At 67.4% G+C, this 18,570-nt stretch carries 13 protein-coding genes; 4 read left to right on the forward strand and 9 right to left on the reverse strand.

Going from position 1 to position 18,570, the window contains the following annotated elements:
- Positions 1-224: 224 nt before the first annotated feature.
- The 7 genes from J8I34_RS07525 to J8I34_RS07555 all read right to left on the reverse strand — a co-directional run bounded on the left by J8I34_RS07525 (position 225) and on the right by J8I34_RS07555 (position 10,377).
- Positions 225-1,193, reverse strand: coding sequence for a Bug family tripartite tricarboxylate transporter substrate binding protein (locus tag J8I34_RS07525; protein ID WP_029046453.1), 969 nt, complete (start codon positions 1,191-1,193; stop codon positions 225-227).
- A gap of 362 nt (positions 1,194-1,555) precedes the next feature.
- On the reverse strand, positions 1,556-2,392 hold the full coding sequence (locus J8I34_RS07530) for a ChaN family lipoprotein (RefSeq protein WP_209805743.1): 837 nt from the start codon (positions 2,390-2,392) through the stop codon (positions 1,556-1,558).
- Positions 2,393-2,446: 54 nt separating this feature from the next.
- A complete protein-coding gene (locus tag J8I34_RS07535; protein ID WP_209773846.1) occupies positions 2,447-5,644 on the reverse strand; it encodes an efflux RND transporter permease subunit in 3,198 nt (1,065 codons plus the stop codon).
- Positions 5,645-5,647: 3 nt separating this feature from the next.
- Positions 5,648-6,898 carry an efflux RND transporter periplasmic adaptor subunit gene (locus J8I34_RS07540; protein WP_209805744.1) on the reverse strand — a complete coding sequence of 417 codons (1,251 nt, stop codon included), beginning with the start codon at positions 6,896-6,898 and terminating at the stop codon, positions 5,648-5,650.
- Positions 6,899-7,160: 262 nt separating this feature from the next.
- Positions 7,161-7,799 carry an MOSC domain-containing protein gene (locus tag J8I34_RS07545; protein WP_209805745.1) on the reverse strand — a complete coding sequence of 213 codons (639 nt, stop codon included), beginning with the start codon at positions 7,797-7,799 and terminating at the stop codon, positions 7,161-7,163.
- 159 nt (positions 7,800-7,958) lie between these two features.
- Positions 7,959-9,143, reverse strand: coding sequence for an MFS transporter (locus J8I34_RS07550; protein ID WP_209805746.1), 1,185 nt, complete (start codon positions 9,141-9,143; stop codon positions 7,959-7,961).
- A 208-nt stretch (positions 9,144-9,351) separates the two neighbouring features.
- Complete coding sequence (locus tag J8I34_RS07555) at positions 9,352-10,377, reverse strand: D-2-hydroxyacid dehydrogenase family protein (protein ID WP_029046459.1); 1,026 nt, start codon at positions 10,375-10,377, stop codon at positions 9,352-9,354.
- A gap of 522 nt (positions 10,378-10,899) precedes the next feature.
- Between J8I34_RS07555 and J8I34_RS07560 the strand changes: the two genes are divergently transcribed.
- Positions 10,900-12,756, forward strand: coding sequence for a phosphoenolpyruvate carboxykinase (GTP) (locus J8I34_RS07560; protein ID WP_209805747.1), 1,857 nt, complete (start codon positions 10,900-10,902; stop codon positions 12,754-12,756).
- 123 nt (positions 12,757-12,879) lie between these two features.
- Here J8I34_RS07560 and J8I34_RS07565 read toward each other — a convergent pair whose 3' ends face one another.
- Together J8I34_RS07565 and J8I34_RS07570 are read right to left on the reverse strand one after the other, a co-directional pair.
- On the reverse strand, positions 12,880-13,554 hold the full coding sequence (locus J8I34_RS07565; protein WP_156914341.1) for a response regulator: 675 nt from the start codon (positions 13,552-13,554) through the stop codon (positions 12,880-12,882).
- The gene (locus tag J8I34_RS07570; RefSeq protein ID WP_209773832.1) at positions 13,551-14,969 is read right to left on the reverse strand and encodes a cache domain-containing protein; all 1,419 of its coding nucleotides are present in this window, start codon (positions 14,967-14,969) and stop codon (positions 13,551-13,553) included. The genes J8I34_RS07565 and J8I34_RS07570 overlap by 4 nt, the downstream gene beginning before the upstream one ends.
- A 392-nt stretch (positions 14,970-15,361) precedes the next feature.
- Between J8I34_RS07570 and J8I34_RS07575 the strand changes: the two genes are divergently transcribed.
- The 3 genes from J8I34_RS07575 (at position 15,362) to J8I34_RS07585 (ending at position 18,333) form a co-directional block, all read left to right on the forward strand.
- Entirely contained in the window at positions 15,362-17,434 is a 2,073-nt protein-coding gene (locus J8I34_RS07575) for a carbon starvation CstA family protein (RefSeq protein WP_029046463.1), read from the forward strand.
- Between the two features lie 26 nt (positions 17,435-17,460).
- Entirely contained in the window at positions 17,461-17,655 is a 195-nt protein-coding gene (locus J8I34_RS07580) for a YbdD/YjiX family protein (protein WP_029046464.1), read from the forward strand.
- Between the two features lie 228 nt (positions 17,656-17,883).
- Positions 17,884-18,333, forward strand: a complete 450-nt coding sequence (locus tag J8I34_RS07585; protein WP_029046465.1) for a hypothetical protein — start codon at positions 17,884-17,886, stop codon at positions 18,331-18,333.
- Positions 18,334-18,570: the final 237 nt, after the last annotated feature.

An 18,570-nucleotide genomic window follows, 5' to 3' on the forward strand; every position in this document is an offset into this window, starting at 1 on the left:
TGGCGTCCGCGACGCTGGCTTAGCTGACCTTGCGGCCCGCGCGGCAATGAGGCCCGGCGACATATGGTTGTTGTCTTCGGTATCGCAGGTGGACACCGGGCCCCTTGCCGTTTTCCTGCCGCCGGGATCAGCCGGCGGTGTTGGCAGGCACGACAGGTAAAGCGGTTTGATGCGGTAAAGCGGGGTGGTTCAGGGGCCGCGCCGGGTTGGCGCGGCAGCGGGCTTTACTTGGCGACGCCCAGCTCGCGCAGCGTGCCGCCCAGGCGGGTGGATTCGCTGTCGACGAACTTGCCGAATTCATCGCCGGTCAGCAGGAACGGCGTCCAGTCGTTCTTCTGCAGCGTGTCCTTCCAGGCCTTGCTCTCGGTGGCCTTGACCACTGCGTCGATCATGGCCTTGCGCTGCTCGGGCGTGGTGCCGGGCGCGCCATACACGCCGCGCCAGTTGTAGATCTCGACGTTGACGCCTTGCTCCTTCAGCGTCGGGATATCGGCGGTACGGTCCTTGGAGGTCACCGCCAGCGCGCGCATCTTGCCGCTCTTGATGAAGGGCAGGAACTCCGACACGCCGGCAATACCGACCGTCACGTGGCCGCCCATGATCGAGGCCGAGGCTTCGCCGCCGCCCTGGAACGGCACGTAGTTGATCTTCTTGGGATCGACGCCGCTTTCCTTGGCGACCAGGCCGGCCAGGATATGGTCGATCGAACCCTTGGAGCCGCCGCCCCAGCTGACGCTGCCCGGGTTGGCCTTGAGCTGCGTGGTCAGGTCCTTGATCGACTTGATCGGCGAGCTGGCCGGCACGGTGATGACCATGGTGTCGGCGAACAGGCGCGCGATCGGCGTGGCGTTCTTCAGCGTGACCGGCGGCTTGTTGGTCTCGATCGCGCCGACCATCACGGCGCCCACCACCATCAGCGCGTTGGGATTGCCCTTGTCGGTGTTGACGAACTGCGTCAGCGCGATGGTGCCGCCGGCGCCGCCCTTGTTGTCGTACGAAGCGGTCTTGGCCTGGCCCGCGGCAATCATCGCGGCGCCCAGCGAGCGGCCGGTCTGGTCATAGCCGCCGCCGGGGTTGGCGCCGATCATGACCTTGACGCTGTCCAGCGCGTAGGCGGGCGCGGCAACGACGGTGGCGGCAACGGCGGCCGATGCCAGCGCGGCATGGGCGAAGCGGGAAATCGAACGGCGCATAGCGGTCTCCTTGGTAGTAGTACCGGTGATCGCTTGCCAGTTACTGGCAACCGCGATCCGACCCGGGGGTTCCGGCAGCCTCTGCATTGCCGGGGACGGGGGACACGGCCTGGCGGCGGCGCGCGTGGCGCTGCCGGGGTTGTCTCCTGTCCGGCGCGGCGGGGCGTGGCCGGGACTGTTCTTGGATTTTTGGTGAATCAGACTGGGTTAGCAGTCATGGGGCGGATTCTAGGCGGGGGAAACTGTCAAAAGGCTGTCAAAAGCGGAGGGAAGGGGTTGGGGTTTACGTGGATGGTTTGGGATTGGCGTGTGGGCGGGCGGGACTTCGTGGTGGCGCCGGCCCTGCAATAGCCAGATAGCGCTCACCCCGCCGGCTTCGCCTCCAGGCAAGGATCCTTGCGCGCCACCGCCGGCACCACCACCGCCATGTCGAACTCGCCGTGCGCCGCCGCGCTCTCCACATAGCCCACGCTGACGACCTTCCCTGCCTCGCCGGAAAGCCAGCGCGGCACACCCACATCGCGCCGCACGTGCCCGTTGCCGGCAATCAGCACCGCCCCACGCTGCGCGTAAGGCCGCAACGCCTGCGCCATCACCGCGTCGCGCGCGGCCTGTGCCGCCAGCATGCCGGGCAGCATCGCCTTGGGGAAATTGCCGCAGTGGCCGCGATCGAGCACTGCGGTCTGCGCCGCCACCATGTCAGGAGGCAGCGCTCCGGTCAGGCCGAGGGTCTGCCGCTCGTCCGCAGAAAACAGCCCGTCCAGGCCGCCGCGAACGATCTTGCCCGCATCCGCGCGCGACAGGTTGGCCGCGACCAGAGGCAGGTCGTACTGCAGCGCCAGCGCCACCACCGGCCGGTAAAGGGGCCACTGCCAGGCGCGGCCGCCGGCCTGCGCGATCAGGTAGTCGGCATCCCCGGGCCGCTCGCGGCGGGCGCGGTCGATATCGGACTGCCGTTCGCGGTCGAACTGCTCCATGGCAATGGCCGGACGCCAGCCCCGCTCGAGCGCGCGCGTCAGCGCAGCCAGCCGCTGCTGCTGTCCGGCGGCATTGTCATGGACCTCGCCCAGCAGCACGTAGGGCTTGCCGGCAAAGCTGTCGCTGACGGTAGCCGGCGAGGGTCCCGAGGCAGCACAGCCGGCGGTCAGCAAGGCAAGCGTTGCGGCCAGCAGGGTCGGAACGCGCAAGCGGAATGACATCACGCGGCTTCCTTTATCTTGTTTCGCTCATCGGGACGGACCCGGCTAACGCACTCAGTGCTGCCGCACCGTCTCCCCAGGCACCTTCTCCGGCAGCTTGTTCCCTTCCGAGTCGATCTGCAGCGGCCCCGTACCCGAGAACTTGTCGAGCGCCAGGTAGATCACCGGCGTGATGAACAGCGTGATCACCTGCGAGAACAGCAGCCCGCCGACCACCGCCAGGCCCAGCGGCTGGCGCAGCTCGGCGCCGGCGCCGAGGCCCAGCGCCAGCGGCAGCGCGCCCATCACCGCGGCGAAGGTGGTCATCATGATCGGACGGAAGCGCAGCAGGCACGCCTGCCGGATTGCCCTGGCCGGCGTCATCCCTTGCTCGCGCTGCGCCGCCAGCGCGAAGTCGATCATCATGATCGCGTTCTTCTTGACGATGCCGATCAGCATCAGCACGCCGATGACCGCGATCAGCGACAGCTCGACATTGAAGACAAAGAGCGTCAGCAGCGCGCCGACCGCCGCCGAAGGCAGGCCCGCCAGGATGGTCAGCGGGTGGATGTAGCTTTCGTACAGCACGCCCAGCAGCGTGTAGATCACCGCGATGGCCGCCACCAGCAGCACGATCTGCGTGGCCTGCGATGACTGGAACACCGCCGCGTCGCCGCCCCAGCTGGTGAAGATGGAGGTCGGCATCGCGATCTCCTGCTTGTAGCGGTCGATACGCGCCGACGCGTCGCCCAGCGCCGCGCCCGGTGCCAGGTTGAACGACACCGTTACCGACGGCAGCTGCCCCTGGTGGTTCACTGCGATCGGGCCGACGCGGCGCTCGGTGGTGGCAAAGGCTGACAGCGGCACCATCTGGCCGGTCTTGCTACGCACGTAGAGCTTGGCGAACGCGGTCTCGTCGACGCGGTCGATGTCGGCCGCCTGCAGAATCACGTAGTAGTTGTCGATCGGCGTGTAGATGGTCGACACCTGCCGCTCGCCGAACGCCGAATACAGCGCGGTGCGCACGTCCTGCATCTGCACGCCGAGCGCGTTGGCCTTGTCGCGGTCGATCGACAGGTGCGCCTCCAGGCCCGACTGCTGCGAGTCGCTGGTGACGTCGCGGAACAGGCTGTCGGCGCGCATCTTGGCCATCAGCTTGTCGGAGTAGTCCTGCAGCTGGCCGGCCTTCACGCTCTGCAGCGTGTACTGGTAGCGGCTCTTGCTCTGGCGCCCGCCGAGCTGCAGGTTCTGCACGGGCGCGAAATACACCGCCAGGCCGGGCACACCGGCCACGTCGCGGCGCAGGGACTCGATCACCCTGGGCATGGCGTCGCGCTCGCCGCGCGGCTTGAGCTCGACGAACATGCGGCCGGTGTTGATGGCCGGCGACGGTCCGCCGCCAATGGCCACCACGATGCTCTTGACCGCGGGGTTGGCGCGCATGCGCTCGGCCGCATCGCGCAGGCGTTCGGACATGGCGTCGAAGGAAATGTCCTGCGGGCCTTCGGCATTGACGCGGATCTGGCCGATGTCCTCCTCCGGGAAGAAACCCTTGGGGATCGTGATGAACAGCACCGCGGTCAGCACGAAGGTCAGACCAGCGGCCACCAGCACGGTGCGCCGGTGCGCCAGGCACCAGTCCAGCCCGCGCGCATAGCGGTGCAGCGTGAACTCGAACAGGTTCTCGAACCACTGCGTGGAGCGCATGCCCAGGGTCTGCTTCTGTGGCACGGCAGGCTGCGCGATCGCGTGGTCGCCATAGGCGTGGTGCGACTCGTCGACCGGCACGTTCTCGGCCGACAGGAAGCGCGCGCACAGCATCGGAATCAGCGTCAGCGACACCGCTGCAGACACCAGGATCGCCAGCGACACCACCGCGGCGAATTCATGGAACAGCAGCCCGATCACGCCCGGCATGAAGAAGATCGGGATAAACACGGCCACCAGCGAGATCGAGATCGACATGATGGTGAAGCCCATCTCGCGCGAGCCCACCAGCGCGGCCTTCAGTGGCGGCACGCCTTCCTCGATATGGCGCACGATGTTCTCGAGCATGACGATGGCATCGTCGACCACCAGGCCCACGGCCAGCGTGATGGCCAGCAGCGATACGTTGTCCAGGCTGTAGCCGAACGCCTTCATCAGCGCCACCGTGCCGATCAGCGAGATCGGCAGCGACACCGTCGGGATCAGCGTAGCGGCGGCGCGGCGCAGGAACAGGAAGATCACCATCACCACCAGCGCCACCGTCAGCGCCAGCGTGAACTGCACGTCGTGGATCGATTCGCGGATCGAGCGCGAGCGGTCGTTGACCACCGCCACGTTGACCGAGCCCGGCATTTGCTCGATCAGGCGGGGCAGGGCGCCCTTGATCGCATCGACCACCGCCACGGTGTTGGCGTCGGGCTGGCGCAGCACGGCCAGCACGATCGAGCGCTCGTTGTTGAGCCAGCTGCCGGTCTTGATGGTCTCGACGCTGTCCTCGACCTCGGCCACGTCGGACAGCCGCACCAGTGCGCCATTGGGCTGGCTGGCGACGATGATGTTGCGGAAGGCATCCGCATTGGTCAGCTGCCGGTTGGCCTGGATGGTCAGGGTCTGGCGCGCGCTGTCGAGCGTGCCCACGGGCGTATTGGCGTTGGCGCGGTTCAGCGCCGTGGCCAGCTCGTCCAGCGTCAGGCCGCGCGCGGCGAGCGCAGCGGGGTGCGCACGCACGCGCACGGCAAAGCGCTTCTGCCCGAAGACCTGCACCTGCGCCACGCCCGGCAGCGTGGCCAGCGTGGGCGAGATCAGGTTGTCGCCGAAGGCATTCAGATCCGCCAGGCTCATTGCCGGCGAGTTGATCGCCAGCAGCAGCACCGGCGCGTCGGCCGGGTTGACCTTGCGGTATGACGGCGGCGTCGTCATCTCGATTGGCAACGAACGCTGCGCGCGGAACAGGGCCGCCTGCACGTCCACGGCCGCGTCGTCGATGTTGCGGTCGTTGTTGAACTCGATGGTGATGCTGGAGTTGCCGAGCGTGTTCGACGAGCTGATCACCGACACGCCGGGGATGGTCGCGAACTGCTTTTCCAGCTGCGTCGCCACCGACGCCGCCATGGTTTCCGGGCTCGCGCCCGGCAGTGTCGCGGTGACCTGGATCACCGGCGAGTTGAAGCTGGGCAGCGCGGCGATCGGGATGGTCGGGTACAGCACGATGCCGGTGACGATCACCGCGAGGCACAGCAGCACCGTCATCACCGGACGGCGGATGCAGAGTTCGGACAGCGTCATGGCTCAGTGCCCCGCGGCGGCGTTGGCGGTATTCGCGGGGCGTGCGGCGGCCGCACCGGAGGCGGCGCCGGCCGGCGCCTCGCGCACCAGCGCGCCCGGGCGCAGGTTCTGCGTGCCTTCCACGACGACGCGGGCGCCGGGCTGCACGCCTTCCACCACGGCCGCGGCGGCAGTGGTGGTGATCACCTGCACCGGCACGCGCGCGACCTTGCTGTCGGGCTGCACCACATAGACAAAGCGGCCTTCGGGGCCGGTCACCACCGCCTGCGGCGGCACCGACAACGCACCCTTGAGCGTCTGCACCACCGCGCTGACGTTGGCGTAGGTGCCCGGCCAGAGCCGCTGCTCTTCGTTGTCGAACTGGGCCTTGACGCGGATGGTGCCGTACTGCGGGTCGACCGTGTTATCCACGAAGGTGATCTTGCCGGTCACCGGGGTCTTGCTGCCGTCATTGGGCTGGGCCGTGACCTGTACCGGACCGGCCTGCAGCGCCTCGCGCAGCGCCGCCAGCTGCCGCTCGGGCAGGCTGAAGGTCACGGCGATCGGCTGCACCTGCGCGATGGTAACCATCGGCACGGCGCCGCTGGGCAGCACCAGCGAGCCCGGGAAGGCGTTGATCACGCCGGTGCGGCCGCTGATGGTGGCGCGGATCGAGCCATAGCTGATCGCCACGCGGCTGGCCTCGATGGCGGCCTGGTCGGCGCGCACGGTGGCTTCGGCGCCATCGACCTTGGCCTGCGCGGTATCGACCGCGCTCCTGGAAATGAAGTTGCGCTCGAGCAGTTCCTTGCTGCGCGCCAGCGTGCGGTGGGCGTCCGCCAGGTCGGCCCGGTCTTTCAGCAGCTGCGCCTGAGCCTTGGCCAAGTTGGCCTCGTCCATGCGCGTGTCGAGCGAGAACAGCAGGTCGCCCGGCTTGACCGTCTGGCCTTCCTTGATATGGACCGTGCGCACGGTGCTCGACACCTGCGGCCGCACCTCGACCGTGGACAACGCGGTGACGTTGCCATTGGCCGTGACCTGCAGCGGCACGTCACCCTGCTGCACCGGCGCTGTGGTCACCACCACCGCGGCGGGCGGCTTGGGCGCCGGCTTGGGCGCCAGCCACGTGCGCCAGGCAAACCAGCCCAGCCCGGCCAGCACCAGCACTGCTGTGATCCATACCCACGGCGATACCCGGCCGCGCCCGGTCCCGGCGGCCGCACTCCAGTTACTGTCGACGAAGCCCTTGGGCTGGTCGATCCTGTCAGTTTTCATGTTCTCTGTGGACCCTCTGCACCGCGTCTTGCGCCACTCCGCGTGATCCGCGCCGGCTTGTTGTGATCGAATGTCGCCGGCGCGTGTTGCGCAAAGACTCTACTAGTACCGCGCTTCGCCCGCCGGAGCCAGCGTCGCGTATTACAGTCCATTACAGGGGTGTAAGGGGCTCGTGACGGCAGGCGCTGGCACGCGCGCACCGGGCCACGGAAAAAGCCGGATGTGAATTAGGCGGGGCGCTTGTATTGTTAGACAAACATTATCAGAAAAGCTGCCGCCTGCTGTCACGGCGCCACTGGTTGACGCTGTCGACCGACAGTTCACGTGGCCCCGGCTGCACAATGATCGCATCACCTGCGCGGACTTGGCCGGTCACCACCACGCTCAGGTAGACACCCGAATACCCGCTCTGCACCATGTCGCGCACCGCATGGCGGTAGCCGAGTGCGGCATTGAATTTGTAGCAGGGCCGGCGCGGCGCCTCCACCCGCAGCAGCGCCGTCCCGGCGCGCACCAGGTCGCCGATCCACAGGTCGGACTCCAGCAGGCCTTCCATGCTCAGGTTCTCGCCCAACGCGCCGAACGGCAGCGGCTGGCCCGCTTCGGGCTGCCCGCAGGCGCGCCGGCGAGCATTCCACCAGGGGTAGTGCTCGGACGGATAGGCATAGACCGCCTTGTCGCGGCCGCCGTGGACGGCCAGGTCGGCCTGCTCGTCGCCGGCCAGGCCCTGCGGGCGCACCTGCACCGGGAGCGGGTGCAGCAGGGTGCTGACGGCATGCTTGCGGATGCCGGACAGCACCACCGCCTTGGTGCCGGCGCCGGCCACGACCAGCGGGATCGCCTTGCCAAGGCTCACGGCCAGCACGCGTGCATCGCCTTGCCAGCGTCTGGAATCGCTCACGTGCGCCCCCGCTTGGTGATTGTGGAAAGGGATGTGGATAAGCTGCGGATATCCCTGAGGATAAGGGGGCGGATAAGGCTGTGGACAAGTGCTTGGTGCGGTGCCTCACAAGACGCCGCAGGCGCGTGCCCCGTGGGCATGATGCCCCGGGGCGTGGCTTCAGCCCGCGTTGGGAGCCTGCTGCGGGGCCTGCGGGCGCTGCCACTGGCATCCCAGCGAGCGGGCGCGCTGCGACACCGCCAGCGCCGCCAGCATCAGCACCGCGGCGCCCCAGTGCAGCGAATCAACCCCGGCCAGGGTATAGATGCCGGCGCCGGCCATCGCGCCGGCCGCCTGCCCGAGGTAGATCGACGAAGAATTCAGCGAGATGGAGGCAGAGGCCCGCTCCGGCGCCAGCAGCACCAGCCGCGCCTGCTGCGCGCTGTTGGTGGCAAACCCGCCCAGCCCCCACAGCATGAACAGCAGCACCAGCGCCACGCCGCCCAGGCCAGCCAGCGGCCACAGCACCATGGCGGTGACCGAGGCCAGCAGGGCCACCTGCACGATCCGGCTGGGCGTGACGCGGTCCATGCGCGACGCGGCCAGCGCATTGCCGAGCACGCCGCAGGCGCCATAGGCCAGGAACATCAGGCTGAGCGCGCCGCCGCTGATGCCGTAGACATCGCGCATCAGCGGCGCGACATAGGTAAACATGGTGAACATGCCGGCCGACGACACCATGGTGGTCAGCACCACCAGCATGACCGGCTTGTGGCGCAGCACCGCGGCCCAGGCCTCGCGTCCCACCGGCGCCACGTACAGCCCGCGCGGCAGCGCCCGCCACACCGCGGCCGACACCAGCAGCGCCAGACCGCCCACCAGCCCCATGCTGACGCGCCAGCCCAGCGTGGTCGAGATCCACGTGCCCAGCGGCACGCCCACCACGCTGGCGACGCTCCAGCCCAGGAAGACAAAGCTGATGGCACGGCCGCGCGTCTGTGCATTGACCAGCAGCGGCAACGTCGCCGCGGTCTGCGGCGTGTAAATGGCGGCGCCGATCGCGGTCAGGAAGCGGATGACCATCAGCGCCGCGAAGCTGGGGGCAAAGGCGGCCGCGAGGTGCATCACCGCGTAGACCAGCAGCGACCCCGCCAGCAGCAGCCGGCGGTCGATGCGCGAGCCCAGCGTGGCGAACAGCGGCGCGCCGACGCAGGTGGCCAGCGCGAACACCGAAATCAGCTGCCCGGCACTGGCCGCGCCCAGTCCGAAGTCCCCGGCAATGTCGTTCAACATGCCGGTCACGATCATGGCGCCGGTGCCGATGACGAAATTGCCGACGCAGAGCGTCACGAGCCTGGGATCCATGCCGGCCTTGGGAAGTGGGGGTGCGCGCGGGCGCCTGTTGTTGTCGGGGCTGCCGCCAGGGCCATTGCGGCCGGCGGTTAGGGAAGTCCCGAGTGTAGCGGGATTGGGAGATTCGCGTTGACGAGGCAAGCAGCCGTGGCCGCAGCCCGCGTCATGGGAACCAGGCTCCCCTTTCCGTCGGGCGGGAGAGGGGAGCCGACCGTGCGCCTCAGCGCGACAGCGCCGGCGTCAACGCCTTGGGATTGACGATGCAGTCGTGGTTGCCGCCCAGCACGTCCAGGATGTTCTGGAACGCCGTGCGGAAGTACAGTTCATAGCTGTCGCGCTCGACGTAGCCCAGGTGCGGCGTGCAGATGCAGTTTTCCATGCGCAGCAGCGCGTGCCCCTGCAGGATCGGCTCGGATTCGAACACGTCGACCGCCGCCATGCCCGGCCGGCCGCGGTTGAGCGCGGTGACCAGCGCGTTCTCTTCCAGCAGCTCGGCGCGGCTGGTATTGACGAACAGCGCGGTGGGCTTCATCCGCGTCAGGTCGGTCAGCTTGACGATGCCGCGGGTGTCGTCGTTCAGCCGCAGGTGCAGCGACAAGACGTCGCTGTCGGCAAAGAACTGGTCCTTGGAAGAGGCCACGTCCAGCCCGTCGGCGCGCGCCGCCTCCAGCGAGGCCTCGCGGCCCCACACCATCACCCGCATGCCGAAGGCCTTGCCATAGCCGGCCAGCAGCCGGCCGATCTTGCCGTAGCCCCAGATACCCAGCGTCTGGCCGCGCAGCACCTGGCCCAGCCCGAAGTTGGGCGGCATGGTGGTCGATTTCAGGCCCGATTGCTGCCACGCGCCGTGCTTGAGGCTGGCCACGTACTGCGGAATGCGCCGCTGCGCGGCCATGATCAGCGCCCAGGTCAGCTCAGCCGGGGCCACCGGCGAGCCGACGCCTTCCAGCACCGCCACGCCGCGGTCGGTGGCGGCATCCAGGTCGATATGGCCGCCCGGACCGGCGCCGACCTTGCCGGTCTGGCTGATCAGCTTCAGTTTGGGCAGTTTTTCCAGCAATTGCCGGGTGATACGGGTACGTTCGCGGATCAGCACCACGGCTTCCACGTCCGACAGGCGCGCGGCCAGCTGGCCCACGCCCTTGACGGTGTTGTTGAACACCTTGACGTCGTGCCCCTCCAGCAGGCTGAAGCACGGCAGCTTGCGCACGGAGTCCTGGTAATCGTCGAGTACGGCAATCTTCATCGGCAACTCTGGTTTGTCTTCCGGCGCTTGTGCCGGTTGGTGCGCGCGGCAACCGAGCCGCGCGCCGGCCAACAGTATTGTGGATAACCCGGCGTCGGCGCCAGCATGCCGGGCCGCCGCGAGGTGAAACATCTCTTGCGAAACAATGGTGTCAATTGTTGCGCAGCAAAAAACAGGGGGGTGCGCCAGTGGTATCCTTGCCCGCTCCGGTGCCGCCGCGGATTGTCGGTCGAGCCTTTCTCCCGACACGCGGACGCCGCCGGACAAAGCCCGCCCGGCGCGCGCAGCTACCCCTGCGCGGGCGAAGCGCAACTTTAGCGCAGCCGCAGGGACCGCCGCGACCTTTTGCACAACACGGGCCGCCGCGGAGTTGTAACGGGATGTGACGATCGGGACATGACGACCCCCATGCCGCGATCCGCGATTCCGTCCACCGCGCGAGCAGCGGAAAAACCGCCCCCGCCGGCCAGGCTTTGCAAGGTTTCCTTCCCTTCCTTCCCTTTACAAACCTGGAGTTGCAGTATGAACCACCCCACGATGCAAGGCATGGCGCCAGTGAATGCTCCGGCCTGGGTCAAGCACCCCAAGCTGGTTGCCTGGGTCGCCGAAATCGCCGCGTTGACCAAGCCCGACAATATCTACTGGTGCGACGGTTCGCAGGAAGAATATGACCGCCTGTGCGAGCAGATGGTCGCCGCCGGCACGATGAAGCGGCTGAACCCGGCCAAGCGCAAGAACTCCTTCCTGGCGCTGTCGGACCCGTCGGACGTGGCCCGCGTCGAGGACCGCACCTTTATCTGCTCCGGCAAGCAGGAAGATGCCGGCCCCACCAACAACTGGACCGCCCCGGCCGAGATGCGCCAGACGCTGAACGGCCTGTTCGACGGCTGCATGCGCGGCCGCACGCTCTACGTGGTGCCGTTCTCGATGGGCCCGCTGGGCTCGCCGATCGCGCATATCGGCGTGGAACTGTCGGATTCGCCGTACGTGGCGGTCAACATGCGCATCATGACGCGCATGGGCCGTGCCGTGTATGACGTGCTGGGCAACGACGGCGAGTTCGTGCCGTGCGTGCACACCGTCGGCAAGCCGCTCGCCGCCGGCGAGAAGGACGTGCCGTGGCCGTGCAACCCGACCAAGTACATCGTCCATTTCCCGGAAACGCGCGAGATCTGGTCGTTCGGCTCCGGCTACGGCGGCAACGCGCTGCTGGGCAAGAAGTGCTTCGCGCTGCGTATCGCGTCGACCATGGGCCGCGACGAAGGCTGGCTGGCCGAGCACATGCTGATCCTGGGCGTGACCTCGCCCGAAGGCAAGCAGTACCACGTGGCCGCCGCGTTCCCGTCGGCCTGCGGCAAGACCAACTTCGCGATGCTGATCCCGCCCAAGACCTTTGAGGGCTGGAAGGTCACCACGATCGGCGACGACATCGCCTGGATCAAGCCGGGCAAGGATGGCCGCCTGTACGCGATCAACCCGGAAGCCGGCTACTTCGGCGTGGCCCCGGGCACCAGCGAAAAGACCAATTACAACGCGATGGCGACGCTGAAGGAAAACGTCATCTTCACCAACGTGGCGCTGACCGACGACGGCGACGTGTGGTGGGAAGGCATGACCAAGGAAGCGCCGGCGCACCTGGTCGACTGGCAGGGCAAGGACTGGACCCCTGAGATCGCCAAGGCCACCGGCGCCAAGGCCGCGCACCCGAACGCCCGCTTCACGGCACCGGCCTCTCAGTGCCCGTCGATCGACGAGAACTGGGACAACCCGGCGGGCGTACCCATTGATGCGTTCATCTTTGGCGGCCGCCGTTCGACCACGGTGCCGCTGGTGACCGAGGCGCGCAACTGGACCGAAGGCGTGTACATGGCTGCCACCATGGGTTCGGAAACCACTGCCGCGGCCGCGGGCCAGCAGGGTGTGGTGCGTCGTGACCCGTTTGCGATGCTGCCATTCTGTGGCTACAACATGAGCGATTACTTTGGCCACTGGCTGGAGCTGGGCAAGAAGCTGGAGGCCTCGGGTGCCAGGCTGCCGAAGATCTACTGCGTGAACTGGTTCCGCAAGGATGCCGATGGCAACTTCGTGTGGCCGGGCTTTGGCGAGAACATGCGGGTGCTGTCGTGGATGATTGACCGCGTCGAAGGCAAGGGGCAGGGCGGCGAGCACGTGTTCGGCACGACGCCGCGGTATGAAGATCTGAACTGGAACGGCGTGGAGTTTTCGCCCGCGCAGTTCGAACAGGTGACCTCGATCGACCGCGATGCCTGGCAGGCGGAACTGGCGCTGCACGATGCGCTGTTCACACAGCTGAATCACCGTCTGCCGCAGGCGCTGGCGGAAACGCGCATGGCGCTGGGCAAGCGGCTGGAGGGCTAAGCCACTGCTGGTTTGCTCCCCTCTCCCCAGGAGGGGAGGGGGCAAACACCTTGCCAGGGCGAACTCGGGGGCTAGGGAGCACCCCAGAACCACTCTCCTTTTCGGTGTCTTGGGGGGGCCCCGTCACCCGGCCTCGCTATTCCCCAGCGTCTCCACCGCATACTTCACCAACCCCGCGCGCCCCTCGATCCCCAGCTTGCGCTTCAGGTTGAGCCGGTGCGTCTCCACCGTGCGCACCGATACCCCCAGCTGCACGGCAATCTCTTTGTTGGCCATCCCGCGCCCGATGCATCCCAGGATGTCGCGTTCACGCCGGGTCAGCGCATCCAGCGGCCCCGGGCTCTGCTCTGCCATGCCGCGCGCGATGCGGGCGCTGTAGAACACGCGCCCGGCCAGCACCGACTGGATCGCCGCCATCAGCTCATCTGCCGGCGCGTCCTTCAGCACATAACCCCGCGCCCCAGCTCGAACCGCCTGCCGCACATATTCCAGGTTGTCGTGCATCGACACGATCAACACCGCCAGTTCCGGATACCGGTCATGCAGCGCCGCCGCCAGCGCAATCCCTCCCATGCCGCGCATGCCGATATCGGTGATCACCAGATCAGGCATATCAACCTCACCGGCACGCCCGAGCCAGGCAAGCGCGGCCTCGCCATCGTCGGCTTCCCCCACGACCCGCAGCCCCGGCTGCAACGCCAGATGCATCCGCATCCCGTCGCGCACCAGGGCATGGTCGTCGATCAGCAAAACGCGCGCCGGCGCCTTGGCATGGTTGGGTTCAAACGAAATATTCATGACTGGGAAGGTCCGGCGGAAACAGGATCATGTGGAACGGCGGCAACGCGAGGCGCTGCCTTGGCCAGCGGCAAGGACGCCACCAGCTCCGTACCGCCGATGCCGGAAACAATGCTGAACTGCCCACACAGCGCAGCAATACGCTCGCCCAGATTGCGCAGCCCGATCCCGCGCTGCGGATCGACCTGCATGCGGGCCACATCGAAGCCGCTGCCGTCGTCGCGCACGGTCAGCCGCGTGGCATCGGCATCGAACGCAAGGGACACGCTGACGTTCCGGGCGTTCGCATGGCGTTCCACGTTGGTCAGCGCCTCCTGGGCGATTCGGAACAGCGCTGTGGCCTGTTCGTCGGGCAACTCGCGCGGGGTGCCTGATTGCATCACGGAAATCTGGAACCGGCTGCCGCCTTGCATCTCGCGCGCCAGGTGCTGGAGCGCGGCAAAGAGACCCAGGTCATCCAGCAGCGCCGGGCGCAGGTTGCGCGCCACGCGCCGCACCTCATTGAAGACGGTGTCAAGCCGGTTCAGCGCCATGCCCAGCACCGGCGCCACCGCGGCGCCTTCGGTCGGGGCCAGCCGCAGCCGGTTGGTGGCGGTCTCCAGCACCAGCTTGGCCGACACCAGCAGCTGGCTGATGCCATCGTGCAATTCACGCGACAGCCGCGCGCGCTCCTCTTCCTGCGACTGCACCACGCGCTGCGCCAGCTGGCGCAGCTTGGCATCGGCCTCGCGGTGCTCGCTGATATTGAGCGCCAGGCCGCTGGCGGCGACCAGCAGGATGCTGACCGCCGCGATCACGCCGATCCACGCCATGGTCTCGCGGATGTCGGTCTCGGCGCGCGCATCGAGCTGGCGCAGCGTGCGCTCGACGTCATCCAGGTAGATGCCGGTGCCGAGCATCCAGCCCCACTCCGGCACCGCCACCACGTAGCCAAGCTTGGGGGCAAGCTGCTGCGACGATGGCTTCTGCCACTGGTAGCGCACCGCGCCGCCGCCGTTCTTTGCTGCGGTGATCAGTTTCTGGATCGGCAGCGTGCCCTGCGTATCGCGCAGGGCCCACAGGTCCTTGCCGACCAGTTCGGGCTGGCGCGGGTGCATCAGGTTGCGGCCCTGCATGTCGTAAAGGAAGAAGTAGCCGTCGGGCCCGTAGTCGAGGCGGGCCAGTGCCTCCATCGCCGCCTGCCGCGTGGCCAGGTCGGCGCGGCCGGACCGCACCATCGGCGCGATCGCGCTCTGCGCCAGCTCTACGTAGTGGCGCAGCTCTGTCTCTTTGCTTTGCAGGTAGGCGGCTTCGACCAGCGCGCGCTCATGCTGCGCGAGCTGGGTCGCCTGGTTGCGCACGGCAAGCGCGATGCCCAGCATGGCCACCGCCAGGGGCGCCACCGCGAGCAACAGGATCTTCTGGCGGAGTTTCATACAGGACCGGGGGTAAACACCGATGCCGCGCAGGCGGCATGCCACCGTCGATTTGCGTAGTACTACGCAGAAGTGCTGCGTAGTTACGCGCTTGTGCGGGGTTTGGCGGGTGTCAATACTACACGCCGGATGCGCAAGCCGCCCCAACAAGGCGCGCGCGTCCACGCAGCTGGTGCACCGGCCTACCCGGATGGTGCACCGCCTGCCTGCAATGCGAGATCCGGAAACGACACGAACCGGGCGAGCAGCAGCCAGATCCCAGGAGACACCCTCACCGCCGGATTGCCCCAGCTGCCCGCCCCGGCGCGCCCGCCGCCGACCCGGCCCGTTGCCAGTTGCCAGTCCTTCGCCGCCGCAGGCTTTCCAAATACCGGTCTGAGGAGACCTTCACTATGAATCGCATCGGAGAACACCTGGTGTGGCTGGCCGTCGCCGTGCTCGGCGCGTTCGCCTTCGGCACCGTCGCGCTGGCGCGCGGCGAAGCCGTCAGCGCGCTGTGGATCGTGGTTGCCGCGCTCTGCATCTACCTGATCGCCTATCGCTACTACAGCCGCTTTATCGCCGACAAGGTGATGCAGCTTGACCCGAAACGCATGACGCCGGCCTGGCGCCACAACGACGGCCTGGACTACGTGCCGACCAACAAGGCGGTGCTGTTCGGCCACCATTTTGCCGCGATCGCCGGCGCCGGCCCGCTGGTGGGCCCCGTGCTGGCCGCGCAGATGGGTTACATGCCGGGCATGCTGTGGCTGCTGGCCGGCGTGGTGTTCGCCGGCGCGGTGCAGGACTTCATGGTGCTGTTCATCTCCACGCGCCGCGACGGCCGCTCGCTGGGCGACCTCGTCAAGTCCGAAATGGGCACGGTGCCGGGCCTGATCGCGCTGTTCGGCTGCTTCATGATCATGATCATCATCCTGGCGGTGCTGGCGCTGATCGTGGTGAAGGCGCTGGCCGACTCGCCGTGGGGCACCTTTACCGTGGCGGTGACCATTCCCATCGCCATTTTCATGGGCATCTATACGCGCTACATCCGCCCGGGCCGCATCGGCGAAGTGTCGGTGATCGGCTTCGTGCTGCTGATGATGGCGATCATGGGCGGCCAGTACGTGCATGAAAGCGCGACGCTGGCGCCGCTGTTCACCTACGACGGCAAGGCGCTGACGTGGATGCTGATCATCTACGGCTTCATCGCCGCCGTGCTGCCGGTGTGGCTGCTGCTGGCCCCGCGCGACTACCTGTCGACCTTCCTGAAGATCGGCACCATCATCGCGCTGGCGGTGGGCATCGTGATCGTGGCGCCGGAACTGAAGATGCCGGCCTTCACGCAGTTCGCCGAAGGCGGCGGTCCGGTGTGGTCGGGCAACCTGTTCCCGTTCCTGTTCATCACCATCGCCTGCGGCGCGGTGTCGGGCTTCCATGCGCTGATCTCGTCGGGCACGACGCCCAAGCTGCTGGAGAACGAGACCCATGCGCGCTTTATCGGCTACGGCGCGATGCTGGCCGAGTCCTTCGTCGCCATCATGGCGCTGGTGGCCGCCGCGGTGATCGAGCCGGGCGTGTACTTCGCCATGAACAGCCCGGCTGCCGTGATCGGCACCACGCCGGAAGCGGTGGCGCAGGCGGTCTCGACCTGGGGCTTCGTGATCACCCCTGACGTGCTGGTGCAGACCGCCAAGGACGTCGGCGAGAACACCATTATCTCGCGCGCCGGCGGCGCGCCGACGCTGGCCGTGGGCATCGCGCACATCCTGCACCAGGTGGTTGGCGGCCAGGCCATGATGGCGTTCTGGTACCACTTCGCCATCCTGTTCGAGGCACTGTTCATCCTGACCGCCGTCGACGCGGGCACCCGTGCCGGCCGCTTCATGCTGCAGGACCTGCTGGGCAGCTTCATCCCGTCGATGCGCAAGACCGACTCGCTGCCGGCCAACCTGATCGCCACCGGGTTGTGCGTGGCGGCCTGGGGCTACTTCCTGTACCAGGGCGTGGTCGATCCGCTCGGCGGCATCAACACGCTGTGGCCGTTGTTCGGCATCTCCAACCAGATGCTGGCCGCGGTGGCGCTGGTACTGGGCACCTGCGTGCTGGTCAAGATGAAGCGCGGCCAGTACGCCTGGGTCACCCTGCTGCCGACCATCTGGCTGCTGATCTGCACGCTGACCGCCGGCTGGCAGAAGCTGTTCCACGCCGACCCGAAGGTCAGCTTCCTGACCCATGCCGCCAAGTTCAGCGCCGCCATTGCCGAAGGCAAGGTGCTGGCCCCGGCCAAGTCGATGGAGCAGATGCACCGTATCGTCTTTAACGATTACCTGGACGCCGGCCTGTGCGCCCTGTTCATGGTGGTGGTGCTGTCGATCGTGTTCTACGGCTTCAAGACCGCACTGCAGGCCCGCGCCGCGACCCGACCGACCGACAAGGAAACGCCGTTCGAGCCGCTGCCGGGCGCGGCGTCGGCCCAGTCCTGATCCCCTTACCTGACAAGGAGCCCGCCATGCTGGAACAACTGGGTACGATGGGGCGTTACCTCGGGCAGTCGCTGCGGCTGATGGTCGGATTGCCCGACTACCAGAACTATGTGGCCCATATGGAAACGGTCCACCCGGACCGCGCGCCGATGAGCTACGAAGAGTTCTTCCGCGAGCGTCAGGAAGCGCGGTACGGTGGCGGGCAAGGCAAATGCTGTTAGGGACGCAGTAAGGGACACCCGGACACCCGTCCCGGGTGTGCAGACAAAGCAGACAGGCGATCACATGATCGCCTGTCTTTTTGTTAGGTGTTGTATTTTCCCCGCGCTTTTATTGCCCCGGTTACGCCGTTTCTGCAGGGGCTTACAGGCTTTACAGGTCGTTACAGCAAGGGTGGGGCTCCTTCTCTACACTTGCGACACATCATGGCAATTCAAAGGACAAGACATATGACTCGCCATTCCGTTCGCAATCTGACCATTGCCCTCGCCCTGGCGGCCAGTGCGCTGCCGGCCTTCGCGGGCGACATGAACAACGCCCTGGGCGGCGCGCTCGGCGGCGTCGCCGGTGCCGCAGTGGGCGGCGCGCTCGGCGGCAGCACCGGCGCAGTGATCGGTGGTGCGGTGGGTGGCGGCGCAGGTGGCGCCGTGACGTCCAACCGCCGCGAGCGCACGGGCGCCATCATCGGCGGCGCGCTGGGCGGTGGCGCAGGTACCGCGGCGGGCAACGCCATGGGCGGCCGTACCGGCGGCCTGATCGGCGCGGGCCTGGGCGGTGGTGCCGGCGCAGCGCTGGGCGGCAACATCTCGCGCAGCAACTCGTATGCCGATGACCATCGTCATTACAAGAGCCACTACAAGCGCAAGAAGCACAGGCATCACCATCACTACGACGACTGATCATCCGTGGTGAAGCAAAAGCGGGCCGCAAGGCCCGTTTTTTTTGCGCCGGCTGGCATAATCGATTTCGGTACGGCACTCCACCTGCCGCTCGCCGAAACAAAGAAGCCCGCAGCCGGACGTGCCGGTTGCGGGCTTCTTCTCCAATAAAGTGGGAGAGGGCGTTTGACGCTCTCCCCAAGCTGGTTGGAGACCAGGCAAAACAGAAGGGGCCGCTCTGGGAGGAGCGGCCCCGGA

The organism is Cupriavidus phytohabitans (genome assembly GCF_017815025.1).
In the GTDB taxonomy this organism is placed as follows: Bacteria; Pseudomonadota; Gammaproteobacteria; order Burkholderiales; family Burkholderiaceae; genus Cupriavidus.